21 protein-coding genes are annotated in these 21884 nt (G+C 72.4%); 7 read left to right on the forward strand and 14 right to left on the reverse strand.

From position 1 onward, the window contains the following. The first annotated feature begins 27 nt into the window (after positions 1 to 27). Both ACQPY0_RS45700 and ACQPY0_RS45705 read left to right on the forward strand, forming a co-directional pair. Positions 28 to 1626, forward strand: a complete 1599-nt coding sequence (locus ACQPY0_RS45700; RefSeq protein ID WP_432975640.1) for an FAD-dependent oxidoreductase — start codon at positions 28 to 30, stop codon at positions 1624 to 1626. Beyond that, complete coding sequence (locus ACQPY0_RS45705; protein WP_432975643.1) at positions 1623 to 2792, forward strand: cytochrome P450; 1170 nt, start codon at positions 1623 to 1625, stop codon at positions 2790 to 2792. The genes ACQPY0_RS45700 and ACQPY0_RS45705 overlap by 4 nt, the downstream gene beginning before the upstream one ends. A gap of 4 nt (positions 2793 to 2796) precedes the next feature. Here the strand turns inward: ACQPY0_RS45705 and ACQPY0_RS45710 are convergent, their stop codons facing one another. Next, positions 2797 to 3420 carry a response regulator gene (locus ACQPY0_RS45710; protein ID WP_432995646.1) on the reverse strand — a complete coding sequence of 208 codons (624 nt, stop codon included), beginning with the start codon at positions 3418 to 3420 and terminating at the stop codon, positions 2797 to 2799. 44 nt (positions 3421 to 3464) lie between these two features. Next, positions 3465 to 4577 carry a sensor histidine kinase gene (locus ACQPY0_RS45715; RefSeq protein ID WP_432975646.1) on the reverse strand — a complete coding sequence of 371 codons (1113 nt, stop codon included), beginning with the start codon at positions 4575 to 4577 and terminating at the stop codon, positions 3465 to 3467. 159 nt (positions 4578 to 4736) lie between these two features. On the opposite strand from ACQPY0_RS45715, the gene ACQPY0_RS45720 reads away from it, so the two are divergent. Beyond that, a complete protein-coding gene (locus ACQPY0_RS45720) occupies positions 4737 to 5954 on the forward strand; it encodes a hypothetical protein (protein WP_432975649.1) in 1218 nt (405 codons plus the stop codon). A gap of 46 nt (positions 5955 to 6000) precedes the next feature. Here ACQPY0_RS45720 and ACQPY0_RS45725 read toward each other — a convergent pair whose 3' ends face one another. The 11 genes from ACQPY0_RS45725 to pgsA form a co-directional block, all read right to left on the reverse strand. Then, positions 6001 to 6219 carry a PIN domain-containing protein gene (locus tag ACQPY0_RS45725; RefSeq protein ID WP_432975652.1) on the reverse strand — a complete coding sequence of 73 codons (219 nt, stop codon included), beginning with the start codon at positions 6217 to 6219 and terminating at the stop codon, positions 6001 to 6003. A 189-nt stretch (positions 6220 to 6408) separates the two neighbouring features. Further along, positions 6409 to 6639, reverse strand: a complete 231-nt coding sequence (locus ACQPY0_RS45730) for a type II toxin-antitoxin system VapB family antitoxin (protein ID WP_432975656.1) — start codon at positions 6637 to 6639, stop codon at positions 6409 to 6411. A gap of 471 nt (positions 6640 to 7110) precedes the next feature. Further along, entirely contained in the window at positions 7111 to 7494 is a 384-nt protein-coding gene (locus ACQPY0_RS45735; RefSeq protein WP_432975659.1) for a PIN domain-containing protein, read from the reverse strand. 23 nt (positions 7495 to 7517) lie between these two features. Beyond that, positions 7518 to 7748: a type II toxin-antitoxin system VapB family antitoxin gene (locus ACQPY0_RS45740; RefSeq protein WP_432975662.1), complete on the reverse strand. Its 231-nt coding sequence runs from the start codon at positions 7746 to 7748 to the stop codon at positions 7518 to 7520. A 116-nt stretch (positions 7749 to 7864) separates the two neighbouring features. Further along, the gene (locus ACQPY0_RS45745) at positions 7865 to 8620 is read right to left on the reverse strand and encodes a YebC/PmpR family DNA-binding transcriptional regulator (RefSeq protein ID WP_432975665.1); all 756 of its coding nucleotides are present in this window, start codon (positions 8618 to 8620) and stop codon (positions 7865 to 7867) included. Between the two features lie 2 nt (positions 8621 to 8622). Next, positions 8623 to 9246: a pyridoxal 5'-phosphate synthase glutaminase subunit PdxT gene (gene pdxT / locus ACQPY0_RS45750; RefSeq protein ID WP_432975668.1), complete on the reverse strand. Its 624-nt coding sequence runs from the start codon at positions 9244 to 9246 to the stop codon at positions 8623 to 8625. Continuing rightward, positions 9243 to 10091, reverse strand: coding sequence for a pyridoxal 5'-phosphate synthase lyase subunit PdxS (gene pdxS / locus ACQPY0_RS45755; protein WP_432995647.1), 849 nt, complete (start codon positions 10089 to 10091; stop codon positions 9243 to 9245). Before pdxS ends, pdxT begins: the two co-directional genes overlap by 4 nt. Before the next feature lie 150 nt (positions 10092 to 10241). Further along, positions 10242 to 10772, reverse strand: coding sequence for a hypothetical protein (locus ACQPY0_RS45760; RefSeq protein ID WP_432975671.1), 531 nt, complete (start codon positions 10770 to 10772; stop codon positions 10242 to 10244). A 10-nt stretch (positions 10773 to 10782) separates the two neighbouring features. Continuing rightward, the gene (locus ACQPY0_RS45765) at positions 10783 to 11916 is read right to left on the reverse strand and encodes a glycosyltransferase family 4 protein (protein WP_432975674.1); all 1134 of its coding nucleotides are present in this window, start codon (positions 11914 to 11916) and stop codon (positions 10783 to 10785) included. Between the two features lie 9 nt (positions 11917 to 11925). Next, positions 11926 to 12843 carry a phosphatidylinositol mannoside acyltransferase gene (locus ACQPY0_RS45770; RefSeq protein ID WP_432975677.1) on the reverse strand — a complete coding sequence of 306 codons (918 nt, stop codon included), beginning with the start codon at positions 12841 to 12843 and terminating at the stop codon, positions 11926 to 11928. Next, complete coding sequence (pgsA, locus tag ACQPY0_RS45775) at positions 12840 to 13481, reverse strand: phosphatidylinositol phosphate synthase (RefSeq protein ID WP_432975680.1); 642 nt, start codon at positions 13479 to 13481, stop codon at positions 12840 to 12842. Before pgsA ends, ACQPY0_RS45770 begins: the two co-directional genes overlap by 4 nt. A gap of 191 nt (positions 13482 to 13672) precedes the next feature. Here pgsA and ACQPY0_RS45780 point away from each other — a divergent pair, with 191 nt between their 5' ends. The 4 genes from ACQPY0_RS45780 to ACQPY0_RS45795 all read left to right on the forward strand — a co-directional run bounded on the left by ACQPY0_RS45780 (position 13673) and on the right by ACQPY0_RS45795 (position 19384). Beyond that, positions 13673 to 15835, forward strand: coding sequence for an elongation factor G-like protein EF-G2 (locus ACQPY0_RS45780; RefSeq protein WP_432975683.1), 2163 nt, complete (start codon positions 13673 to 13675; stop codon positions 15833 to 15835). A gap of 55 nt (positions 15836 to 15890) precedes the next feature. Beyond that, the gene (locus ACQPY0_RS45785; RefSeq protein WP_432975686.1) at positions 15891 to 16925 is read left to right on the forward strand and encodes a DUF695 domain-containing protein; all 1035 of its coding nucleotides are present in this window, start codon (positions 15891 to 15893) and stop codon (positions 16923 to 16925) included. Between the two features lie 334 nt (positions 16926 to 17259). Further along, positions 17260 to 18441, forward strand: a complete 1182-nt coding sequence (locus ACQPY0_RS45790) for a cytochrome P450 (RefSeq protein WP_432995649.1) — start codon at positions 17260 to 17262, stop codon at positions 18439 to 18441. A 367-nt stretch (positions 18442 to 18808) separates the two neighbouring features. Then, complete coding sequence (locus ACQPY0_RS45795) at positions 18809 to 19384, forward strand: hypothetical protein (RefSeq protein ID WP_432975689.1); 576 nt, start codon at positions 18809 to 18811, stop codon at positions 19382 to 19384. Between the two features lie 281 nt (positions 19385 to 19665). On the opposite strand, the gene ACQPY0_RS45800 is transcribed toward ACQPY0_RS45795, so the two are convergent. Further along, complete coding sequence (locus tag ACQPY0_RS45800; RefSeq protein ID WP_432975692.1) at positions 19666 to 21846, reverse strand: acyltransferase family protein; 2181 nt, start codon at positions 21844 to 21846, stop codon at positions 19666 to 19668. Between the last annotated feature and the right edge of the window lie 38 nt (positions 21847 to 21884).

Below are 21884 nucleotides of genomic sequence, written 5' to 3' on the forward strand. Positions count from 1 at the left end.
GGGGGCCGTGCGGGGCACGTTGGACGCATGCGCGTGGTTGTCGACCTCACGAAGTGTCAGGGGTACGCCCAGTGCGCCTTCCTGGCCCCGGCCGCGTTCCAGCTGGAGGGCGACGAGGCACTGCTCTACGACCCGGAGCCCGGCGACGAGCAGCTCGAGCACGTCCGGCGTGCGGCCGCCGCCTGCCCGGTGCAGGCGATCCAGATCGACCGCCTCGCCACGCAGGACATGCCCCCGGTCCGCACCGCGACCCGCGCCGAGCCGGCGGCGGGCGGTGGCCCCGCCCGGATCGTCATCGTCGGCGCCTCGCTGGCCGGGCTGCGCGCCGCGGAGGCGCTGCGCGAGGAGGGATACGCGGGCGCGCTGACCCTCGTCGACGACGAGCCGTGCGGCCCGTACGACCGGCCGCCGCTGTCCAAGCAGGCCCTCGGCGGCCGCATCCGCCCGGACGGGACCGGCCTGCCGCACCGCGCCGATCTCGACGCCGGCTGGCGGCTCGGCGTGCGGGCCGACGCGCTGGACCTGCCCGGGCGCCGGGTGCGGCTCAGCGACGGCTCCTGGCTGCCGTTCGACCGGCTGCTCATCGCCACCGGCGTGCGGGCCCGGCCGTGGCCCGACCCGGTGGAGGCGGCGCTGGACGGGATGTTCGTGCTGCGTACCCGCGACGACGCCGTGCGGCTGCGGCGGCGGCTGCGACCCGGCGACGGCGGGCGCCCCGGGCGGGTGCTCGTCGTGGGGGCCGGCTTCACCGGCTGCGAGGTCGCCTCCAGCTGCCGCTCGCTCGGGCTGGACGTCACCGTGGCCGAGGCCGCCGGCACGCCGCTGGCCGGGGCACTGGGCAGCGCCATCGGCGAGATCGCCGCCGAGATCCAGCGCGAGAACGGCGTCGACCTGCGCTGCGGGGTCACCGTGCGGCGTATCGAGGGCGACGGGCGGGTCCGCCGCGCGTACCTGTCCGACGGCTCGGCGCTGGACGTCGAGGTGGTCGTCGCCGCGCTCGGCGGCATCCGCAACGTCGAGTGGCTGGAGCACTCCGGGCTCGCGGTCGGGCCGTGGGGCGTGGCCTGCGACGCGGGCTGCCGCGCGTTCGACGTCAACGGCGTCGTCACCGACGACATCTTCGTGGCCGGGGACGTGGCCCGCTCGCCCAACGCCATGTTCGGCTACCAGTTCCTGGCCCTGGAGCACTGGGCCAACGCGGTCAGCCAGGCCGAGGTGGCCGCGCACAACATGGTCGCCGACGAGTCCGACCGGTGGCCGCACCTGCACATGCCGCGGTTCTGGTCCGCGCAGTTCGGGCACAACATCAAGTCCGTGGGTGTACCGACCTTCGCCGACGAGGTCGTGGTGGTCCAGGGCAGCGTGGCCGAGCGGCGCTTCGTCGCCGCCTACGGCTTCAACGGCCGGCTCACCGGCGCGGTCGCCTTCGACCAGGCCAAGTGGCTGCCCTTCTACGAGCGGCTGATCGAGCGGGCGGCGCCGTTCCCGCCCGAGTTCAACGCCGTGGACCGGCCCGGCGACGTGCTGCCGGTGCCGGCCGGGGTGCCGGACCACGAGGCGCTGGCCCGCGACGCCACGGCGGTCGTCACCGGGCACCGCCCGACCCTCGTGAGGAGTACCGCGTGACCACCTCGGTCGGCTCGACCTTCAGCGCCGTGCTGGACCCGGTCAACCGCCACGACCCGTACCCCCTGCTGGCCTCGCTGCGCCGGACGCCGGTCACCGTGGAGGCCGACGGCACCCGCGTGGTGAGCACCTTCGACGCGATCACCGCGCTGCTGCACGACCCGCGGGTCAGCAGCCTCGACGTCGCCGACGCGGGCGTCGGCTCCGATCTGGTGAGTCTGCCGCCCAGCTTCCTGCGGCTCGATCCGCCGGCGCACGACCGGCTGCGGCGGCTGGCGACCCGGCCGTTCGGGCCGCCGCACACCCCGCACTTCGTCGCGGACCTGCAGCCGTCGCTGGAGGCGCTGACCGCCGAGCTCATCGGCGACTTCCCGCCGTCCACTGTGGACCTCGTGGACCGGTTCGCGTATCCGCTGCCGGTCCGCGTCACCTGCGCGCTGCTGGGCGTGCCGCTGCAGGACGAGCCGCGCTTCCGCGCCTGGATCGACGCCGCGCTGATCGCCGTGCGGCCGGATCGGGCCGCGCTGGGGAACCTGGCGCGGTACCTGGGCGACCTCGTCGACCGCCGCATCGCCGACCCCGGCGACGACCTGCTCTCGGCGCTCGCGACCGACGACGGGCCCGACGGCCGCATGACCCGCCCGGAGCTGGTCAGCACCGCGATGCTGCTGCTCATCGCCGGCCACGAGACCACGGTCAACCTCATCGCCAACAGCGCCCTGGTCCTGCTGCGCCAGCCGCTGTGGCTGGACCGCCTGCGCGCCGAGCCGGACGTCGTCGTGCGGTTCGTCGAGGAGGTCCTGCGCTACGACCCGCCGGTGCAGATGCTGCCCTGGCGCACGGCGCTCGACGACATCCCGGTCGCCGGCACGACGATCCCGCGCGGCGCGTCGATCACGCTGGTCCTGGCGGCCGGCAACCGCGACCCGGAGCAGTTCGCCGACCCGGACCGCTTCGACCCCGACCGCCGCCCCGCCCAGCACCTGGGCTTCGGCGACGGCATCCACTACTGCTTCGGCGCGCCGCTGGCCCGCCTGGAGGCCCAGACCGCGCTGCGCGCCCTGGCCCCGGTGCTGGCCCGCGCCCGCCTGCTGCAGGACCCGCCGGTGTACCGCCTCAGCGCCGTCCTGCGCGGCCCGCGCCATCTGCGGGTCGCCCTCGACTGAGGGCTCAGTGCGGGCCGCCGGCGCGGATCAGGCCGGACTCGTAGGCGTACACGACGGCCTGGACCCGGTCGCGCAGGCCGAGCTTCATGAGCACCCGGGCCACGTGCGTCTTGACCGTCGCCTCGCCGAGGGTCAGCGCGGCGGCGATCTCGCCGTTGGACATGCCCCGGGCCATCAGCCGCAGCACGTCGGCCTCGCGGGTGGTCAGCTCGGCGAGCTCCGGGGGCGCCTGCGGCCCCGGCCCGCCCGCGAACGCGGCGATCACCCGGGTCGTCACGGCCGGGTCGAGCAGCGCCTCACCGCTGGCGACGACCCGGATCGCGGTGATGAGGTGCTCGGGCGAGGAGACCTTGAGCAGGAAGCCGCTGGCCCCGGCGCGCAGGGCGTTGTACAGGTTCTCGTCGGTGTCGAACGTGGTGAGCATGACGATGCGCGGCGGCGACGGGGTGGCCAGCAGCGCCCGCGTCGCCGCCAGCCCGTCCTGCCGCGGCATCGCGATGTCCATGAGCACCACGTCGGGCCGCAGCCGCCGCGCGAGCGCGACCGCCTCGACCCCGTCTCCGGCCTCGCCGACGACGGCCATGTCGGGCTCGGTCTCGATGACCATCCGCAGCCCGGCTCGCACCATCTTCTGGTCGTCGGCCACGACGACCTTGATCTGGCCCACGCCGGTCAGACCCGCTCGAGCGCACGGGGCGGCACGGGCAGCGTCGCGTGCACCTCGAAGCCGCCGCCCGGGCGCCGCCCCGCCCGCAGCTGCCCGCCGAACAGCGCCGCCCGCTCGCGCATGCCGATCAGCCCCTGCCCGGCGCCGGCGATCGGGCCGCCGCCCGCGTTCGCGCGGGCCCCCCGGTCGACGATCGTCAGGTGCAGGCCGTCGTCGGCGTAGCGGACGACGACGGTCACCACCGTCGGGCCGGCGTGCTTGAGCACGTTGGTCAGGGCCTCCTGGACGATCCGGTACGCGGACAGGTCCGCCGCCGGCGCCAGCGGCACGGCCTCACCCTCCCGCCGCAGCTCGACCTCCAGCCCGGCCTCCCGCATCTGGGCGAGCAGCTCGTCGAGGCGCTCCAGGCCCACCGGCGGGTCGGCAGCACCCTCGCCGCGCAGCAGGCCCAGGGTCCGGCGCAGCTCCCCGACCGCGTCGCGCCCCGACGACTCGATGCTGCGCAGCAGGTCCCCGTCGACGGGCAGCCCGGCGTCGAGCCGCCGGCGGACCACGCCCGCCTGGATGACCATCACGGTGACGCTGTGCGCGACCATGTCGTGCAGCTCGCGGGCGATGCGGACCCGCTCCTCCATGACCGCCTCCCGGGCGCGCTGCTCGCGGATCGCGGCCCGCGCGCCGGCCGCCTCGACGCTCTGGCGCTGCTGGACGGCGAGCGCCACCCCCAGCCCCCACGGCGCGAGCGGGAAGAAGAAGGACCCCATCGGGTCGGCGGGGGCGACGCTCCAGTACGTGGCCCCGGTGGCCAGCACCAGCGCCAGCCCCACCCAGCCGAGCCGGCGCGGCGGGGGAAACCGCCGCCCGGCCGTGAAGGAGAAAATGATCATGGCAACGAGCTGCCACAGCCGGTACGAGACAGCCACGTCGGGATAGAACAGCTGCACGCAGCTGGCGACCAGCCCGATCAGGGGCACGCGCCGGCGCACCGCGACCAGGCCGGTGAAGACGGCCAGCGCGAAGGGCCACCAGGCGCCGGGCATCCGGACCACGGCCTCCTCGGTCAGCGCGAACGCGACGAACCCCGCCGTCACCACCAGGTCGAGCCGCCATCCGCGCATGTCCAGACGGTACGGCCTGCTCACCCCCGCGCGGACCCGTCCGCCGGATGACCGACGCTCCGCCGCGCGAGGGACCCGGTTTCGCCCGCTGTAGGGGTTACGCACGCGCCGCCCGCTCCTACCGTGCGGGCTCACTGCGATGACGACGAAGGAGGACCCGTGCGGTTCTTGTTGATACTGGCCCCGCTGTGCCTACTGATCGCGACGGCGGTCGACCCGGCCCTGGGCGACACCGAGCCCTACGGCGTGTACCGGCAGCACCCGGAGGCGCTGCAGTGGCACTCGGTCCTGCTGCACTCGGCGTGGGCGCTGTTCGTCCCCGGCCTGCTGGCGCTGCTGGCCCCCATCCGCGCTCGCGGCGCCGTGCTGGCGCGCATCGCGTGGGTGGCGACGGTGGTGGGCCTGACGACGTTCTCGGCGCTGATGGCCGTGGACCTGTGGATCCTGGCGCTGGAGCAGCAACTGCCCGATGACTCGGTGCGCCGCGCCAACGAGGCGTTCGAGGCGCTGGGGTGGGCACAGTGGGGGTGGCAGGTGCCGGGCCTGGCCGGCTGGGCGCTGGCGCTGATCCTGACCCCGATCGCCGCCGCGCGCGCCCGGGTGATCAACTGGTGGACGGCGTCGGCGGCGCTGGCCGGCACGGTGCTGTACTTCCTCTTCGCCATCTCCCCGGTGCCGCTGTCGCTGGTCGGCCCGGCGGTGATGCTGGCCGCCTACACGGTCGCCGCGCTGCGCCTGCGCCGCCCGGCCGAGCAGGAGCGGGACGCGTACGGCACGTTCGTGGACCGCGCGGGCCGGGCGAGCCTGGTCGCGGCCCCGCTGCTGTTCGCCGCCGGCCTGGCCACCGTGCCCGGCTTCTCCCCCGGCCTGGACGGCTCCCTGGCCCACCCGGCCCAGGCCCAGGCGAGCGCGCTGCTGCTGCACCTGGCGTGGGTGGCGTTCATCCCGGCGGCCCTGTTCCTGTCCCGCGGCGCGATCGGCGCGATCACGGCCCTGGCCCTGGTCAACTTCTCGGGCCTGATGACCGGCGACTACACGACGATCGCGGCCGCCTCGGCCCTGGACCGCGCGACGGCGGAGCGGGTGGACGCCGCCCTGGGCGAGTACGCCCTGTTCACCTTCGCCTGGGTCCTGCCGGGCATGTTCCTGACGCTGCTGGGCCTGGTCGCGGTGACGGTGGCCGCGGCGGTGACCCGCCGGGTGCGCTGGTGGACGCCGGTGCTGACCGCCCTGGCGGTGGCGGCCTTCCTGGTGCTGGGCGTGGGCCCGCTGAGCCTGCTGAGCCCGGCCCTGTTCCTGGCCGCCCTGGCACCGGTGGCCTTCTCCCGTCCCCGCCCCGCCGCGCAGCCCGAGGCGGCGGTACCGGCGACGGCCTGAACGCGGTGGCGCCCCGCCGCCGCACCGACGGGGCGCCACCGTCAGCTCACTCCTCCGGCCCGGCGCTGATCCGCCGCTGCCGCAGTTGAGGCACGAACCGGGCGACCGTCTCGAAGTCGCCGTCCTCGTGCAGAATCTCCAGCTTCAACCGGATCGCGGTCGCCGCCACGACCAGGTCCGCCACCGACGGCCCCTGGTGCGCACCGTAGGTCGCCAGAACCCGTCGGATGGACTCCGTTACGTCCCAGATGTTCTCCGGGACCATCGTCCATGTGTAGAGACCGCAGATGTGCCGCTCAGTCGCGTCGTAATGCTTGGCCTCGGCAATCTTCAGTGCTTCCGATGAGCGCCGGCTCGCAGAGGGTCACGAGCCCGCGTTCGATGAGTGCGTCCCATTCCGGCACCGCCTGACGACGGTGCAGGCGGACGAGCGCGCTAGTGTCCGCGAGGTATCTCACTCGTCCACCTGCTCGATGGCGGGGTAGTCGAAGAGGCCCTCGTCGGACATGCGTCTCAGCTTCTCGAGCGCCTCTCGGCGTTTGCCGCGTTCCTGCTCAACCAATCGGTACAGCCCTTCGTTGAGCGCCTCGTTGGGTGTCACGCCGCCGAGGTGGCGTTGGGCCTCTTCGAGGAGTTCCTGGTCGATCTGGGGTTCGGTCGCCATGTGGGCGACTGTTTCGGTCATGGTCACCTCCCTCGATCAATGCATGTGGCCACATGGCCAAAACCTAGTCTCAGCTCGCATTTTTCAGCATATGAAGAGAAGGTCCGGTGACGGCGTTGTATCCGACGAGGCGGTCCTCGGCCGGCTCCGGCGACGCCAACCGGGAGCCTTGACCCCTCGGGCTCACCCTGTCCGGCGTAAGGACGGGCCGACAGGCACACGCCCTACTTCGGGACAGCCGTTCTGGTCGATGAAGGTTAGGCTGCCGCCGTGACCGGTGCGCCGCAGCCCACGGCGGGGTGTCGTCGACCCTGCGGGGCATCGTCCGCGTCGAAGACTGTTGATGCCTACGAACACGAACACGAACACGAACACACGGCCGTTTACGGCGATGGCGCCCGCCGCTTTCGCGGGGGCGCCATCGGGGAAGTGCTGGTTCGTCAGGCCTCGACCAGGGCCATGACCTCGTCGCTGACCTCGGACGAGAGACGTTCACAACTCCGGCGCGGTGCCGATCCGGCGCTGCCGCAGTTCCGGCACGAACCGCGCCATCGTCTCGAAGTCGGCATCCTCGTGCAGGACCTCCAGCTTCAGCCGGATCGCCGTCGCCGCCACAACCAGGTCGGTGACAGCGAGGCCCAGATGTGCGCTGTGTGGCGCCAGTTCATGCCTGATCGCGACGGTCAGGTCCCACATGCCGTCCGGGATCGTTGCCACGACGTATGTCTCGCGGAACTCCTTCTCGGCGGCGGTATACCGTTTTGCGTCAACAACCAACATCGCCTCGGCGATCACCGGTTCGCAGAGCGCCACCAGGCCACGTCCGACCAACTGGTGCCATGATGGGTCGACCTGACGTCGGATGATGCGAACCATCGCGCTGGTGTCTGCAAGGTACTTCACTGATCAGCCGCTTCGAGTGCGTCGAAGTTGAACGCGCCTTCTTCAGCCATCTGCTGAAGCCGTTCCAAACCTCGCAAACGACGCACGCGCCACTGGTCGACATATTCCAGCAACGCGGCGTTAATAGCCTCCGTCTCCGAAGCGCCGCCGAGGTGGCGTTGCGCCTCGGCCAGAAGCTCCTCATCGACGCCGGAGCCGGAACCCTTCCGCACAGCGATCTCAGTCATGGTCACCTCCCCACTCTGCCATCATAGGGCCACACGATGGAATCCAGAGTGTGCCAACCTCAGACTACGGCGCCCCGACCCGGTGACGGGTGGGGCGCCGGAGAACGCCGAACGGTTCAGGCGTCGATGAGTGCCATCACGTCGTCGCTGACGTCGAAGTTGGCGTAGACGTTCTGGACGTCGTCGCAGTCCTCCAGGGCGTCGATCACCTTGAAGACCTTGCGGGCGCCCTCCTCGTCCAGGGGGACGGTCACGCTCGGCACGAACGAGGACTCGGCCGACTCGTAGTCGATGCCGGCGTCCTGCAGGGCGGTGCGGACCGGGATCAGGTCGGAGGCCTCGCTGATGATCTCGAAGGCCTCGCCCAGGTCGTTGACCTCCTCGGCGCCGGCGTCGAGCACCGCGAGCAGCAGGTCGTCCTCGGTCAGCTCGCCCGCCTTCGGGACGATCACGACGCCCTTGCGGGTGAACATGTACGAGACGCTGCCCGCGTCGGCCAGGTTGCCGCCGTTGCGGGTCAGGGCCACCCGGACCTCGGTCGAGGCGCGGTTGCGGTTGTCCGTCAGGCACTCGATGAGGATCGCGACGCCGTTGGGGCCATACCCCTCGTACATCGCCGTCTGCCAGTCGGCGCCGCCGCCGATGAGGCCGGAGCCGCGCTTGACCGCGTTGTTGATGTTGTCGTTGGGGACCGAGTTCTTCTTGGCCTTCTGGATGGCGTCGAAGAGGGTCGGGTTGCCGGCGGGATCACCGCCGCCCGTGCGCGCGGCCACCTCGACGTTCTTGATCAGGCGGGCGAAGAGCTTTCCACGCTTGGCGTCGATGACCGCCTTCTTGTGCTTGGTGGTCGCCCATTTTGAGTGCCCCGACATGCCTAACCCTCCGTCGTCTTACCCGCCTCGCGCACCATCTCCACGAAATACCGATGGACGCGTAGGTCGCCGGTGAGCTCGGGGTGGAAGGCCGTCGCGAGCAGGTGCCGCTGCCGAACCGCGACAATCCTACCGGCGCCGGCTCCACCATTCACGCGGCCCAGTACCTCTACGGAGTCTTCCACAGACTCTACCCACGGAGCGCGGATGAACACGGCGTGGAACGGGCCGCCGTCAATGCCCGAAATGTCCACGGAACCCTCGAACGAGTCGACCTGGCGGCCGAACGCGTTGCGGCGGACGGTCATGTCGATGCCGCCGAAGGGCACCTGGTCGGCGCGGCCGTCCAGGATCGTCGTGGCCAGCATGATCATGCCGGCGCACGAGCCGTAGACCGGCATGCCGGCCGCGATGCGCTTGCGCAGCGGCTCCAGCAGGCCGAACTCGACGGCGAGCTTGCTCATCGTGGTGGACTCGCCGCCCGGGATGATCAGGGCGTCGACCGAGTCGAGCTCGTCGACCCGGCGCACGGGGCGGCCGACCGCGTCGAGCTCGGCCACCGCGTGCAGGTGTTCGCGGGTATCGCCCTGCAGGGCGAGCACGCCGATGATCACGGAGGCGGTCACCAGCCCCGCTCGGCGAGGCGGTGCGGCTGCGGGATGTCGTCGACGTTGATGCCGACCATGGCCTCGCCCAGGCCGCGGGAGACCTTGGCGATCACGTCCGGGTCGTCGTGGAAGGTGGTGGCCTTGACGATCGCGGCGGCGCGCTGCTGCGGGTTGCCGGACTTGAAGATGCCCGAGCCGACGAAGACGCCCTCGGCGCCGAGCTGCATCATCATCGCCGCGTCCGCAGGCGTGGCGATGCCGCCGGCGGTGAACAGCACCACGGGCAGCTTGCCGGTCTCGGCGACCTCCTTGACCAGCTCGTACGGCGCCTGCAGCTCCTTGGCGGCGACGAACAGCTCGTCCTCGGGCAGCGAGGTCAGCCGGCGGATCTCGGCGCGGATCTTGCGCATGTGGGTGGTGGCGTTGGAGACGTCGCCGGTGCCGGCCTCGCCCTTCGAGCGGATCATGGCGGCGCCCTCGTTGATGCGGCGCAGCGCCTCGCCGAGGTTGGTCGCGCCACAGACGAAGGGGACGGTGAACGCCCACTTGTCGATGTGGTTGGCGTAGTCGGCCGGGGTGAGGACCTCGGACTCGTCGACGTAGTCGACACCGAGCGCCTGCAGCACCTGAGCCTCGACGAAGTGCCCGATGCGGGCCTTCGCCATGACCGGGATCGACACGGCGCTGATGATGCCGTCGATCATGTCGGGGTCGCTCATGCGCGACACGCCGCCCTGGGCGCGGATGTCGGCGGGGACCCGCTCGAGCGCCATCACGGCCACCGCGCCGGCGTCCTCCGCGATCTTGGCCTGCTCGGGCGTGACGACGTCCATGATGACGCCGCCCTTGAGCATCTCGGCCATGCCGCGCTTGACGCGGGCGGTGCCGGTGACCGGCGAACTGGGTGAGGACACGACGACGCACTCCTAACAGGAAAAGCTGGATTCACCCGCAAGTTTACGCCCGGCTCACCCGACGTCCCGACGGCCAATGGCAACCCCGCGGCCCACGGATCACGGCAGCGAGGGGTCGTCGACGTCGAAATAGGCAGGAACGGGATGTTTTCTGGCGAGCCGGAACAGCCGGACGAGTGACCGGCGCCGCACGGCCAGAGCGTCGCGGACCACGTCGTTGTGCACCTGGCGGGCCAGCGCCACCCGGCGGCTGGCCTGTACCAGCGTCTCCACCACCTCGTCCGGCGGGTTCGCGGCGCCGCCGAGGCCGCCGCCCCGCCCGGCCCGGCCCGGCGGGACCGCGTTCGGGTCGGGCCGGACCAGCCGCAGGTGCCGGGTGAGGTCGTTCTCGGCGACCTCGCGGTCGTCGGGCTGGGCGTCCAGGGCGATCTTGGCCGCGTACATGAGCGTGGGCAGCTGGGCGGCCTCGGCCAGGGTGACCGCGGCGGCCGCGCGGCGCACGAGGTGCGCGTCCAGGGTCGCGTACGCCGCGGCGGCGCGCGCGTGCAGCCGGTCGATCCGGGCCGCCAGCCACGTCAGATAGGTGGCCACCGCGACCACCACGGCCACGACGGCGATCACCCACCACATGCGGCGCAGCCTACGGGACGGACTCCTGCACGGTGGCTCCGGCAACCTCGATCGCCGTGGAGTACACCTCCAGCACCCGCTCGGCGACGACCGGCCAGTCGTAGGCGGCCACCACCTCGGCGCCCCGGGCGGCCAGCGCCGTGCGGCGGACCGGGTCGTCGAGCAGCTCGCCGGCGATGCGAGCCAGGGCGCCGGCGTCACCGACCGGGAACAGCGCTCCGGCGCTGCCGCCGTCGAGGACTCGCCGGAAGGCGTCCAGCTCGCTGGCGAGCACGGCGGTGCCGGCCGCCATCGCCTCGGTGAGGATCATGCCGAAGGACTCGCCGCCGGTGTTCGGCGCGACGTACACGTCGACGCTGCGCAGCATCCGCGCCTTGTCCTCCTCGGAGACCTTGCCGAGGAAGACGATCCGGTCTTTCACGAGGGAGGGCACGTCCTCGAGGACCTCGTCGGAGTCGCCGGGGCCGGCGACCAGCAGCCGCAGGTCCGGGCGCGCGGGCGCCAGGGTCGCGAAGGCGCTCAGCAGGTGCCGGAAACCCTTCCTGGGCTCGGTGAACCTGCCGATGAAGCCCAGCGCGCCGCCCTCGCCCGGCCATCCGTCGAGGGGGACGGCCCCGCGGTACTTGGACACCTGCACCCCGTTGGGGATCTCCCACGCGCTGCCGCCGAGGTGCTCGACCTGGACCTTGCGCGCCAGCTCGCTGACCGCGATCCGCCCGGTGATCTTCTCCAGCACCAGCTGGAGCACGCCCTGGGCGGCGGCCAGCGCCCGGGAGCGGGTCATCGCGGTGTGGAAGGTCGCCACGACCGGGCCGCGCGCGGAGAGCACGGCGAGCATCGACAGGCTCGGGATCAGCGGCTCGTGCACGTGCAGCACGTCGAAGCGGCCCGCGGCGAGCCAGCGGCGCACGCGGGTGGCCGAGATCAGGCCGAACGACACGCGGGCGACCGAGCCGTTGTACGGCACCGGCACGGTCCGCCCCGCCGGCACGACGTACGGCAGGGTCATGCCCTCCTCGTCGCCGGGCGCCAGGACGCTGACGTGGTGGCCGAGCGCGATGAGCGTCTCGGCGAGGTCACGGACGTGGTTCTGCACGCCGCCGGGCACGTCGAAGGAGTACGGGCAGACGATCCCGATGCGCAACGTCCCTCCCTAGGCCACGGTGCTGACGGCCGGCTCGTCGAGCCAGAACCGCTGAAGCATGTGCCAGTCCTCCGGGTGCCGCGCGATGCCCTCGGCAAACAAATCGGCGACGCGCTGCGTCACGATGCGCACACGGGTGTCGAGGGAGCCCTCGTCCGTGCCCGGCATCGCGACGGGACCGGCGAGGCGACCGGCCGCCCAATCCGAATCGAACCACATGTCGGCCACGTACAGGGGGGATCCGGTGCGCAGGGCGAGCAGCGCCGGGCCGGCGGGCATGCGGGTGCGCCCGCCGAAGAACTCGACGTCGATCCCGCGCGGGGTGAGGTCGCGGTCGGCGAGCAGCGGGACCACCGCCGCGGAGCGCAGGCGCTCCTCGAGCACGTCGAAGGTGGGGCGTTCACCGCCGGTCAGGGGCAGGATCTCCATGCCGAGCGAGCGGCGGAAGTCCAGGAACTTGAGGTACACACTCTCGGGTTTGAGCCGTTCCGCCACCGTCGTGATCGGCCACCCCTTGGCGGCGACCCACGCGCCGGCCGCGTCCCAGTTGCCGGCGTGCGGCAGGGCGACCACGGAGCCGATCCCGGCCTCGTGGTTGCGCCCGAGCTCCTCGCCGCGCTCCAGGCGGAAGCCGGCGAGAATCTGCTCCCGGGAGCGCCCGGGGAGCCGGAACGCCTCCAGGTAGTAGCGCGCGTAGGAGCGCAGGGCCCGGTGCAGCAGGTCCGTGAACTGCTCCTCGGGCATCCCGGGGCCGACCACCCGGCGCAGGTTCTTCGCCAGCGTGGCGGTGCCCTTCCCCGGTTTTCCGCGGCGGTACCCCCGGTGCCCGCTCGAGGCCGCCGCCGCGAACAGCGGCCACACCGCGCCCCGCGGCAGCTTCGGCAGCAGGTTGAACGCCGCGCCGTAGCCGAGCTCGACGAGGCTCACTTGGCCGGTGCCTGCGCCGAGGCCCGCTCGGGCGCGTGGGCCTGCCGGTAGACGGTGCCGATACGCTGGCCGATCGTCACGATCGACAGGGCGGCCAGCAGCCACATGACGATCTCCAGCCCGTCGGGCACGTGGAAGGTCCACAGCAGCCCGCCGATGCCGATGCCGATGAGTCGCTCGGCCCGCTCGATGATGCCCACGTTGCAGGTGAAGCCCAGGCCCTCGGCACGCGCCTTGACGTAGGACACCACCTGCCCGGTCAGCAGGCACAGCAGCGCCGCGGCGACCGGGCGCAGCTCGTGCTGGGTAGCGTAGTAATAGGCGATGGCGCCGAAGATGGCCCCGTCGGCGATCCGGTCCATCGAGGAGTCCAGCAGCGCGCCGAACTTGTTCGTGATGCCGCGCTGGCGGGCCATGGAGCCGTCGATGAGGTCTGTGAAGCAGCTCACGGTGACGATAACGAGCGCGATGGTGAGGTGGCCCCGGGTGGCGAAGCCGAGGGCACCGACGAGCACGCCCACGGTGCCGGCGACGGTCACCGCGTTCGGCGTCACTCCGGCGCGCAGCAGCGCGGCGGCGACGGGGTCGAGAACGCGGGCCAATCCGGCCCGGCTGACTACGCTGAGGATCTTCGCCATGGCGCTCTCACGATAACGGCGGCGAAGCTTGCCGGATACCGGCACGTGGGACTGCTCACGATGCTTGAGTAAACCGGAGTCTTGAGGGCCGTACGGCCCTTGTGTCGGTGATGTTTCGGGTGTGGGATCGGTGAACAGGTCGTGACTGTGAGACTGCTCACAGGCATCGCAAGACTTTCGGGAGGCGCGTGATGGCGCAGAAGGTCCAGGAGAAGGGGGTCACCGGCGCCGTGCCGGTGGTTGATGACCCCGGCAGGGTACGCAACGTGGTCGTCGTCGGCCACTCCGGCTCGGGCAAGACGACGCTGGTCGAGGCGCTGCTCGCCGCGACCGGCACGATCTCGCGGGCCGGCGCGGTGGCGGAGGGCACCACGGTCACCGATCACGATCCCGCGGCGGTGAAGCAGCAGCGCTCCGTCACGCTGTCCTGCGCGCCCCTGCTGCACGACGGCGTGAAGGTCAACCTGCTCGACACGCCGGGCTACGCGGACTTCGTCGGCGAGTTGCGCGCCGGACTGCGCGCCGCCGACGCGGCCCTGTTCGTCGTGTCGGCGGTCGACGGCATGGACGCGGCCACCGGCGCGCTGTGGGAGGAGTGCGCCCACGTGGGCATGCCCCGGGCGGTGGCGATCACCCGCCTGGATCACCACCGGGCCGACTTCGACGAGACCCTCCAGGTCTGCCAGGAGGTCTTCGGCGACAACGTGCTGCCGCTGTACCTGCCGATGCTCGGCGACGACGGCGCCAGCGTCGAGGGGCTCATCGGGCTGATCACCCAGCGGGTCTTCGACTACTCCGCCGGCTACCCGCCCGCGGTGCGCGACCCGGACCCGCAGCACCTGCCGGCGATCGAGGAGTCCCGCAACACCCTGCTCGAGGGGATCATCGCCGAGAGCGAGGACGAGACGCTCATGGAGCGCTACCTCGGCGGCGAGCGGATCGAGACCCGGATCATCGTCGAGGACCTGGAGAAGGCCGTCGCCCGGGGCACGTTCTACCCGGTGGTGCCGGTCTGCTCGCAGACCGGGGTCGGTCTCGACGCGCTGCTGGAGGTGCTGGTCAGCGGCTTTCCCTCGCCGCTGGAGCACGAGGTGCCGCCGATCACCGACCTCGACGGCGAGCCCGCCGCGCCGCTTTCCTGCGACCCGCAGGGGCCGCTGGTGGCCGAGGTCGTCAAGACCACGATCGACGCGTACGTCGGGCGCGTCTCCCTGGTCCGCGTCTTCTCCGGCACGCTGCGCCCGGAGACCCCGGTGCACATCTCCGGCCACGGCATGGCCGAGCGCGGCCACCCCGACCACGACGCCGACGAGCGCTTCGCCCACCTGTTCTCCCCGCTCGGGGCGAACCTGCGCGAGGTGCCGCACGCCGTGGCCGGCGACCTGGTGGCGGTGACGAAGTCGGGCACGGCCGAGACCGGCGACACGATCTCGGGCAAGGACGCGCCGATGCTCATGGCCCCGTGGGAGATGCCGGAGCCGCTGCTGCCGATCGCGATCGTGGCCCGGACCCGCTCCGACGAGGACGCCCTGGCCAAGAACCTGGGCCGGCTCGTGGCCGGGGACCCGACGCTGCGGCTGGAGCGCAACGCCGAGACGCACCAGCTGGTCCTGTGGTGCATGGGCGAGGCGCACGCCGACGTGGTCCTCGACCGGCTGCGCGCCGGCGGGGTCGAGATCGACACCGAGCCGGTGAAGGTCGCCCTGCGCGAGACGTTCGCCGCCGCGAGCCAGGGGCACGGGCGGCACGTGAAGCAATCCGGGGGGCACGGGCAGTACGCCGTCTGCGACATCAAGGTCGAACCCCTGCCCCGCGGTGCCGGCTTCGAGTTCGTCGACAAGATCGTCGGCGGTGTCGTCCCGCACAACTACATCCCCTCGGTCGAGAAGGGCGTGCGCACCCAGATGGAGCGCGGCATGGTCGCCGGCTACCCCGTCGTCGACGTGCGCGTCACCCTCTTCGACGGTAAGGCCCACTCCGTCGACTCCTCCGACGCGGCCTTCCAGACCGCCGGCGCGCTCGCCCTGCGCGAGGCGGCCGAGCAGGGCCAGACGACCCTGCTGGAGCCGATCGACGAGGTGACGATCCGGGTGCCGGACGAGTTCGTCGGCGCGGTCATGAGCGACCTGTCCGGCCGCCGCGGCCGGGTGCTGGGCAACGAGCCCGACCCCGAGGGCCACGAGCGGACCCTGGTCCGCGCCGAGGTCCCCGCCACCGAGCTCGTCCGCTACGCCGTCGAACTGCGGGCGATGACCTCCGGGTCGGGCACGTTCAGCCGCGCCTTCGTCCGGCACGACCCGATGCCGGCGCACCTGGCGGAGGCGGTCAAGAAGGAGCACGCCGCGGCCCGCTGACCGATTTCACCCACGGTGATCCCGGCCTGCCGGGATCACCGTTAGGGTGAGTGCCGTGATCTTCGGGCGATCGAAGCGGAAGGCCGGCGACGGCGGCGCGATCGTGGACTTCTGGGCGTGGTGGCCGACCGTGCGCGCCGACGTCGAGGCGGCCATCTCCGGCGGTGGCTGGGCCGCCCTCACCCCGCAGTTCTCCCGCCGCGTCGAGGCGATCCACCCCGGCCTGGAGTGGGAGTTCGCCCGCGGCAGCACCGCCCGGCACGCCCTCGTGGTCTCCGCCGCCGGCGTCGCGGACCTGCGCCCGGTCGCCGCCCGCTGGGGCGCCCTCGCCCCGCCCGCCGACGCCACCTGGGAGTATCACACCGCGCGCCAGCCCGACCCGGAGATGCTCAGCAGCACGATCGGCCTCGGCGACGGCGTCCAGCTCGACCTGACCCAGCTGCGCTTCGCCTTCACCCGCGACGCCGGCTCGCCCGAACTCGACGTCGTCGCCTACCACCCCGGCTTCCGCATGCTCGGCGAGGAGGTCCGCGGCCGCGTCACGTTCCTGACCCTGGACTGGCTGCTCGGCGAGGACGGCGTCGAGGAGTGGATCGGCGCCATCTCCTGGCAGACCGCCGAGCCGCCGGACGCCGCCGACCCGCACGCGCTCGCCGCCGCGGTGGAGGCGCTGCGATCCGAGCACCGCACGCCGCAGTGGGTCCTCCTGCGCACCGACCTGCCCGACGGCAGCCCCCTGCTCGCCACTGTGCAGCGCCCGCTGCGGCCGGTGCGCTGGCCCTGGTTCGACACGCATGTGGCGATCACGCTGCCGTACCAGCACCAGAACGCGGGCGGCCTGCCGGAGACCGAGTCCCTGGCCGCCCTGCGCGAGTTCGAGGACACCGCCCTGTCCACGGCCGCCGGCGCCGACGGGGTGCTGCTGGCCCACGAGACGAGCCGCGGCGCGCGGACGCTGCACTACTACGTCGACGCCGACTCCCCGGCGGCCGACGACCTGGCGGAGGCGGCCGGCTGGTGGAAGGACGGCCGCGCCCGCGTGGAGCGCCACTTCGACCCGTCCTTCGAGCGAATCAGCCGCTTCCGCTGACCGATCCGTAACGGTCCCCCGTCCCCGATCGCCGCGCCGACATCCCCGTCCCCTGGCATCACGCCGTTCCCGGGCTCTCCGCACCCGCCACCCACGTCCCCCACCGCGTCTCGTCCCTCCCCGCGCTGCCCTCACCTCGCCCTTCACCCCTCCCCGCGGCCAACGCGGACATCGCTGCCGACGAATTCCGCGCCCCGGCCACCCTCACCTCGCCCTTCACCCCTCCCCGCGGCCAACGCGGACATCGCTGCCGACGAATGCGAACTATGGTGGGCGGGTGGCGGAAATCGTGCAGAACGACGAAGTGCTGAGGCTGCTGGACGAACTGACCACGATGACGGGCCGGGAGGACCCGTATCCGCGCTACGCCCGCCTGCGCCAGATCTCCCCGATCGTGCGGGCCGAGGACGGCGCCCTGGTCGTGACCGGCTACGACGACTGCCAGACCGTGGTCCGCGACGCCCGCTTCGGCCACCTGCCCCCCGACCTGCTGGCCGCCGTCGGCTTCCCCGACTGGCGCGACCACCCGGCGCTGCTCCAGCTGTTCACGAGCATGCTGGCCCTCAACCCGCCGGACCACACCCGGCTGCGGCGCCTGGTCAGCTCGGCCTTCACCGCCCGCCGCGTCGCCGCCCTGCGCCCCGCGATCGAGCGCATGGTCGCCGACCTCCTCGACGCCATGGCCGCCGACGCCGGCCGGCCGGTCGACTTCGTGGCGGAGTTCGCGTTCCCGCTGCCGGTCGCGGTCATCGGCGAGCTGCTCGGCGTGCCGGCCGCGGACCGCGCCCAGTTCCAGACCCTGGTCCGCGACTGGACCCAGGTGCTGGAGGTGATCACGCCCGAGGTCCTGGCGCGGGCCGACCCGGCCGCGGCGACGATCCGGGAGTACCTCGGCGGTCTGCTCGACGAGCGCCGCAAGGACCCGGCCGACGACCTGCTCAGCGCGCTCACCCAGGCCCAGGCCGCCGACGACCGCCTCACCGACGAGGAGGTCCTCAGCAGCGCCGCGCTGCTCTTCGCCGCCGGCTTCGAGACCACCACCAACCTGCTGTCCAACGGGCTGGTCGCGCTGCTGGCCAACCCCGGCCAGCGGGACGTCCTCGCCGAGCACCCGGAGGCGGCGGTCGAGGAACTGCTGCGCTACGACAGCCCGGTCCAGATCGCCAGCCGCCTGGTCATGGCCGACGTCGACGTCGCGGGCGTGACGATCGAGGAAGGCGAGCGGATCGTCGCGTACCTCGGAGCCGGCAACCGCGACCCGCAGCGCTTCGCCGACCCGGACGAGCTGCGGCTGGACCGGCCCGACAACGCCCCGCTGTCCTTCGGCGGCGGCATCCACTACTGCCTCGGCGCGCCCCTGGCCCGGCTCGAGGGCCAGATCGCGCTGCCCGCGCTGCTCGCCCGCTTCCCGGACCTGAGCCTGGCCGGCGCGCCCCAGCGGCGCGACAGCCTGAGCCTCAAGGGCTTCACCGCGATGCCGATCACCCTCACCGCCACACCGGCCGACCTCGGCTGATCAGGCGCCGAACCCAGCCAGGCATGCGGCTGGGAAGGCTGCCGAGGCGGCTCGGTGCCTGGTCCGATGCGCACGCGAGCGCCGGTCCACTGTTCTCAGCGAATCTGATCCGCCCTACGGGGCGATGAGCTGCGACGGAAGAGATTCGCGGAGAAACGGTCGGTCATCGGTCGTGGCCTGGGCCGCGGCTGCTGGTGTCGTCAAAGAGCTTGGTCAGCGGCGCTGCGCAACACCGCGTAGTTTCGCGGCACGGAGGTCGCGCTGCTTCAATGCGCCGCGCCAGTGCTGGCTCATCCATTGCCTGCGCATGGAACGCTCGTCAAGGTCGCGCAAGTTGTGTGACACAGGAAGATCAGCTGGAGGTGCCGTGGGGTCCAATATCGATGAACGCGGCCGACCGTGGACAAATTCAGGCGGCGGACCAATCATCGTGGTCCCGGCAGAGATTGCCGAGCACTGGCGGGGGACGTCGCCTCCCGCAGGCGTTGCGCTCCCTGACGGGTGGACCTGGGGTAATGCGGACGGCCCGGAGTGTGACTATGACCGGGCATGCGATCCGCCGGTCTTCGAGGGAACGCCGTACGGTGGCTTCGGGTGGGTCGATGTCCAGGGTCAGCCGGTCCTGATCCTGGACGGTGAGATCCTCACGTGGTTCGAGGCGGACGGCGAGGGCGGGGTACTCGTGCGCTCGTCGATCAGTGCGGCCGATGACGATCCCGCGAAGGTTCCCACAGGGAGCTGGCGTTCTGTCGGAGTGGACGTCATCTCGCTGACCGACGGTCGCCTTTTCATGTTCGATTCCGCTGCCGAGGGGGCCGCGGATCCGGCGCAGATTCCGGCGAATGACGGGGTAGGCGTCATCACGCTTGGGGCCGGGCGCTGGCAGGTTGATTTTGCCACCACCGCGGACGAGGTGGACTTCATCCGCTTCCGTCCCGCCTGAGATGAGTAACGGCCGAGGTGGGAGCCGCCGGGTCGTCCCGCAGCTCCCGCCCGTCCGCACTCACGTATCCGACCGCGAACCCGGACAACGACTCCGGCGCCGAGCCGTACACCGCCACCAGACCGACCAACCTGCCCACAGCTGCTACCCAACGAGGCGACAGAACGTCGGCGGACCGCGCCATGCGGGCCTCGTGCGGCGCCGCTCCGCTTGAATCACACGCTACAACACCCATCGAAATTTCGGCCTCCGCGCGACCACACAGCGTAGTACTCCCATGACTACACCGGCAGAGCGGCCTGGAGCAGGGGTGTGAGCAGGCGGATGTAGCTGGCCGTGACGTGGCTGCCGTCGCGGTACACCAGCGCGTTGCCGATGATCGCCGGGCACACCTGCGCCGTGCAGAACCATTCGGTCGGGTCGACCACCGTGACGCCCGCGGCCTGGGCGGCTTCGGCGATCGCCGCGGTCCGGCCCGCGTAGATCGCGGTCGGCACCTTCAGCGCGCACTGCGCGACCGCGGCCGGGTGGGCGGCGACGCAGTCGGGCACGGCCACGCCGTGCGGGTCGGGCGTGTCCTGCAGCACGACCGGCTTGGCGCCGAGCTTGGCGATCCGGGTCGCCGAGTCCATCGTCGCGGTGGCCCAGGCCGCGTCCGCCTTGGCCTTCTCGACCGTCGGGGCGCCCTGGGCGTTGACCGGCGGGTCGGTGTACGTGCGCGTCGACAGCACGACCATGGCCGGCTTGAGGCGGGTGATCACCTTGAAGGCGTCCTCGCGCCAACTGGCGCACTCGCTGTACGCCCGCCGCGAATTGACTTTGATGGTCAGCGCATCCGCGGGGGTGCAGCCGCTCTTGGCCAGCACCACCAGGCGCCAGTGCCGCTTCCTGGCGACCGCGTCCATGGCGTCGAACCACTGCTCGGTGTGCGAGTCGCCGAAGAGCACCACGACCGATTTTCCGGCCGGGTCGCCGTGCTTGTCGCAGCCCTGGGCCAGGGCGGCCGCGGTGGAGCTGTCGTCGAGGGAGGCCAGGCAGCCCTTGTCGCCCTGGGGTAGGTCCTTGGCGGCCGAGGTCACCGGCGGGGTCAGGTTCTGCGGCATCGCGGTGAGCGTCGCACCGTCCTGGATGAGCCGCAGCAGCTGCTTGCGGGCCTCCTCGAGCCGGTCGGCCTCGGAGACGACGGCGGCGGTGTCCTGCGCGGTGCCCTCGCCCTGCACGCGCATCGGCAGCCCGAGCAGGATGACCGCGGCGCCGACGGCGAAGGCCGTGGTGGTGGCCCCGAGCAGCAGCCCGCGCCCGGGCCGGCGCTTGAACACGGGACTGAACCGGATACGGTTCTCCACCAGGCGCATCGACAGCCAGGCCGGCAGCAGGGTGCCGGCGGCGACCGCGAGCTTCGCCCACTGGTTCAGCTCGCCGCCGGCGATGTGCGGGGCGAGTATGAGCGCCGGCCAGTGCCAGAGGTACCAGCTGTAGGACAGCTTGCCGAAGAACTGCAGCGGCGCCGTGCCCAGTAGCAGCCGCGCCCCGCCGGCCGGGCCCGCGCAGCCGCCGGCCACGACGAGGGCCGCCCCGGCGACCGGGAGCAGGGCGGCCTTTCCGGGGAACAGGGTTTGCTCGGCGTACAGCACCGCGCTCGCGACGATCATGGCAAGCCCCACCCAGGTCGCCAGGGCGGCGAGGACCCCGGGCAGCCGGGCGAGGGCGGCCGCGCCGAGGGCGACGAGCGCACCGGCGGCCAGCTCCCAGGCGCGGGCCTGGATTCCGAAGTACGCCCACGGCTGCGCGGCCGTCGTCTGCCACACGCACACCGCGAACGACGCGACCGCGAGCGTGCTCAGCGCGATCGCGGCCCGCAGCCGCTGGGCGCCCTTCATCCAGGCCCCGGCCGCCAGCACGAGCAGCACCGGCCAGATGAAGTAGAACTGCTCCTCCACCGCGAGGGACCAGAAGTGCTGCAGCGGCGACGGCTCCCGCTCGGCGGAGAGGTAGTCGGTGCCCTGGGCGGCGAGGCGGACGTTGATGCCATACGCGGCGGCGGTGAGCGCGTCGTAGTTCACGGCCCGGGCGGCCAGCGGCGACATCCAGGCCCAGGCGGCGGCGACGGTGGTGAGCACCACGAGGGTCGAGGCGGGCAGGAGGCGGACCATGCGGCGGCCGTAGAAGGCGCCGAAGCGGATGCGGCCGGTCTGCTGCAGCTCGCGGAAGAGGTGCAGGGTGATGAGGAAGCCGGAGATGACGAAGAAGACGTCGACGCCGACGTACCCACCGGCCAGCGCCGTCACCCCGGCGTGGCTGAGCACGACGAGCAGCACCGCGACGGCGCGCAGGCCCTCGATGTCGGGGCGGAAACGGTCGGCCTTCGGCCGGGGCCGGGCCGCGACGGGCGCGTGGCGGCGCCGCGGCCGGGGCGCGGGGGCGCGGTACCGCGCCGGCTGCGGCTGGTAGTAGGTGGTCACCGAGCGCCCACGGTAGCGACCCGCGCCGATTCACGCAC

Source organism: Dactylosporangium sp. CA-233914, assembly GCF_050942935.1.
Lineage (GTDB): Bacteria > Actinomycetota > Actinomycetes > Mycobacteriales > Micromonosporaceae > Dactylosporangium.

Excerpts from the sequence above, each read along its gene's own strand:
- ACQPY0_RS45740 (WP_432975662.1), bottom strand. The coding sequence starts at position 7,748 with ATGACTGAGATCGCTGTGCGGAAGGGTTCCGGCTCCGGCGTCGATGAG.
- pgsA (WP_432975680.1), bottom strand. The coding sequence starts at position 13,481 with ATGGCGAAGATCCTCAGCGTAGTCAGCCGGGCCGGATTGGCCCGCGTT.
- pdxS (WP_432995647.1), bottom strand. The coding sequence starts at position 10,091 with ATGGCCGAGATGCTCAAGGGCGGCGTCATCATGGACGTCGTCACGCCC.
- ACQPY0_RS45790 (WP_432995649.1), top strand. The coding sequence starts at position 17,260 with ATGACGGGCCGGGAGGACCCGTATCCGCGCTACGCCCGCCTGCGCCAG.
- ACQPY0_RS45745 (WP_432975665.1), bottom strand. The coding sequence starts at position 8,620 with ATGTCGGGGCACTCAAAATGGGCGACCACCAAGCACAAGAAGGCGGTC.
- ACQPY0_RS45710 (WP_432995646.1), bottom strand. The coding sequence starts at position 3,420 with ATGGTGCGAGCCGGGCTGCGGATGGTCATCGAGACCGAGCCCGACATG.
- ACQPY0_RS45735 (WP_432975659.1), bottom strand. The coding sequence starts at position 7,494 with ATGGTTCGCATCATCCGACGTCAGGTCGACCCATCATGGCACCAGTTG.
- ACQPY0_RS45730 (WP_432975656.1), bottom strand. The coding sequence starts at position 6,639 with ATGACCGAAACAGTCGCCCACATGGCGACCGAACCCCAGATCGACCAG.
- ACQPY0_RS45725 (WP_432975652.1), bottom strand. The coding sequence starts at position 6,219 with ATGGTCCCGGAGAACATCTGGGACGTAACGGAGTCCATCCGACGGGTT.
- ACQPY0_RS45780 (WP_432975683.1), top strand. The coding sequence starts at position 13,673 with ATGGCGCAGAAGGTCCAGGAGAAGGGGGTCACCGGCGCCGTGCCGGTG.
- ACQPY0_RS45760 (WP_432975671.1), bottom strand. The coding sequence starts at position 10,772 with ATGTGGTGGGTGATCGCCGTCGTGGCCGTGGTGGTCGCGGTGGCCACC.
- ACQPY0_RS45700 (WP_432975640.1), top strand. The coding sequence starts at position 28 with ATGCGCGTGGTTGTCGACCTCACGAAGTGTCAGGGGTACGCCCAGTGC.
- ACQPY0_RS45715 (WP_432975646.1), bottom strand. The coding sequence starts at position 4,577 with ATGCGCGGATGGCGGCTCGACCTGGTGGTGACGGCGGGGTTCGTCGCG.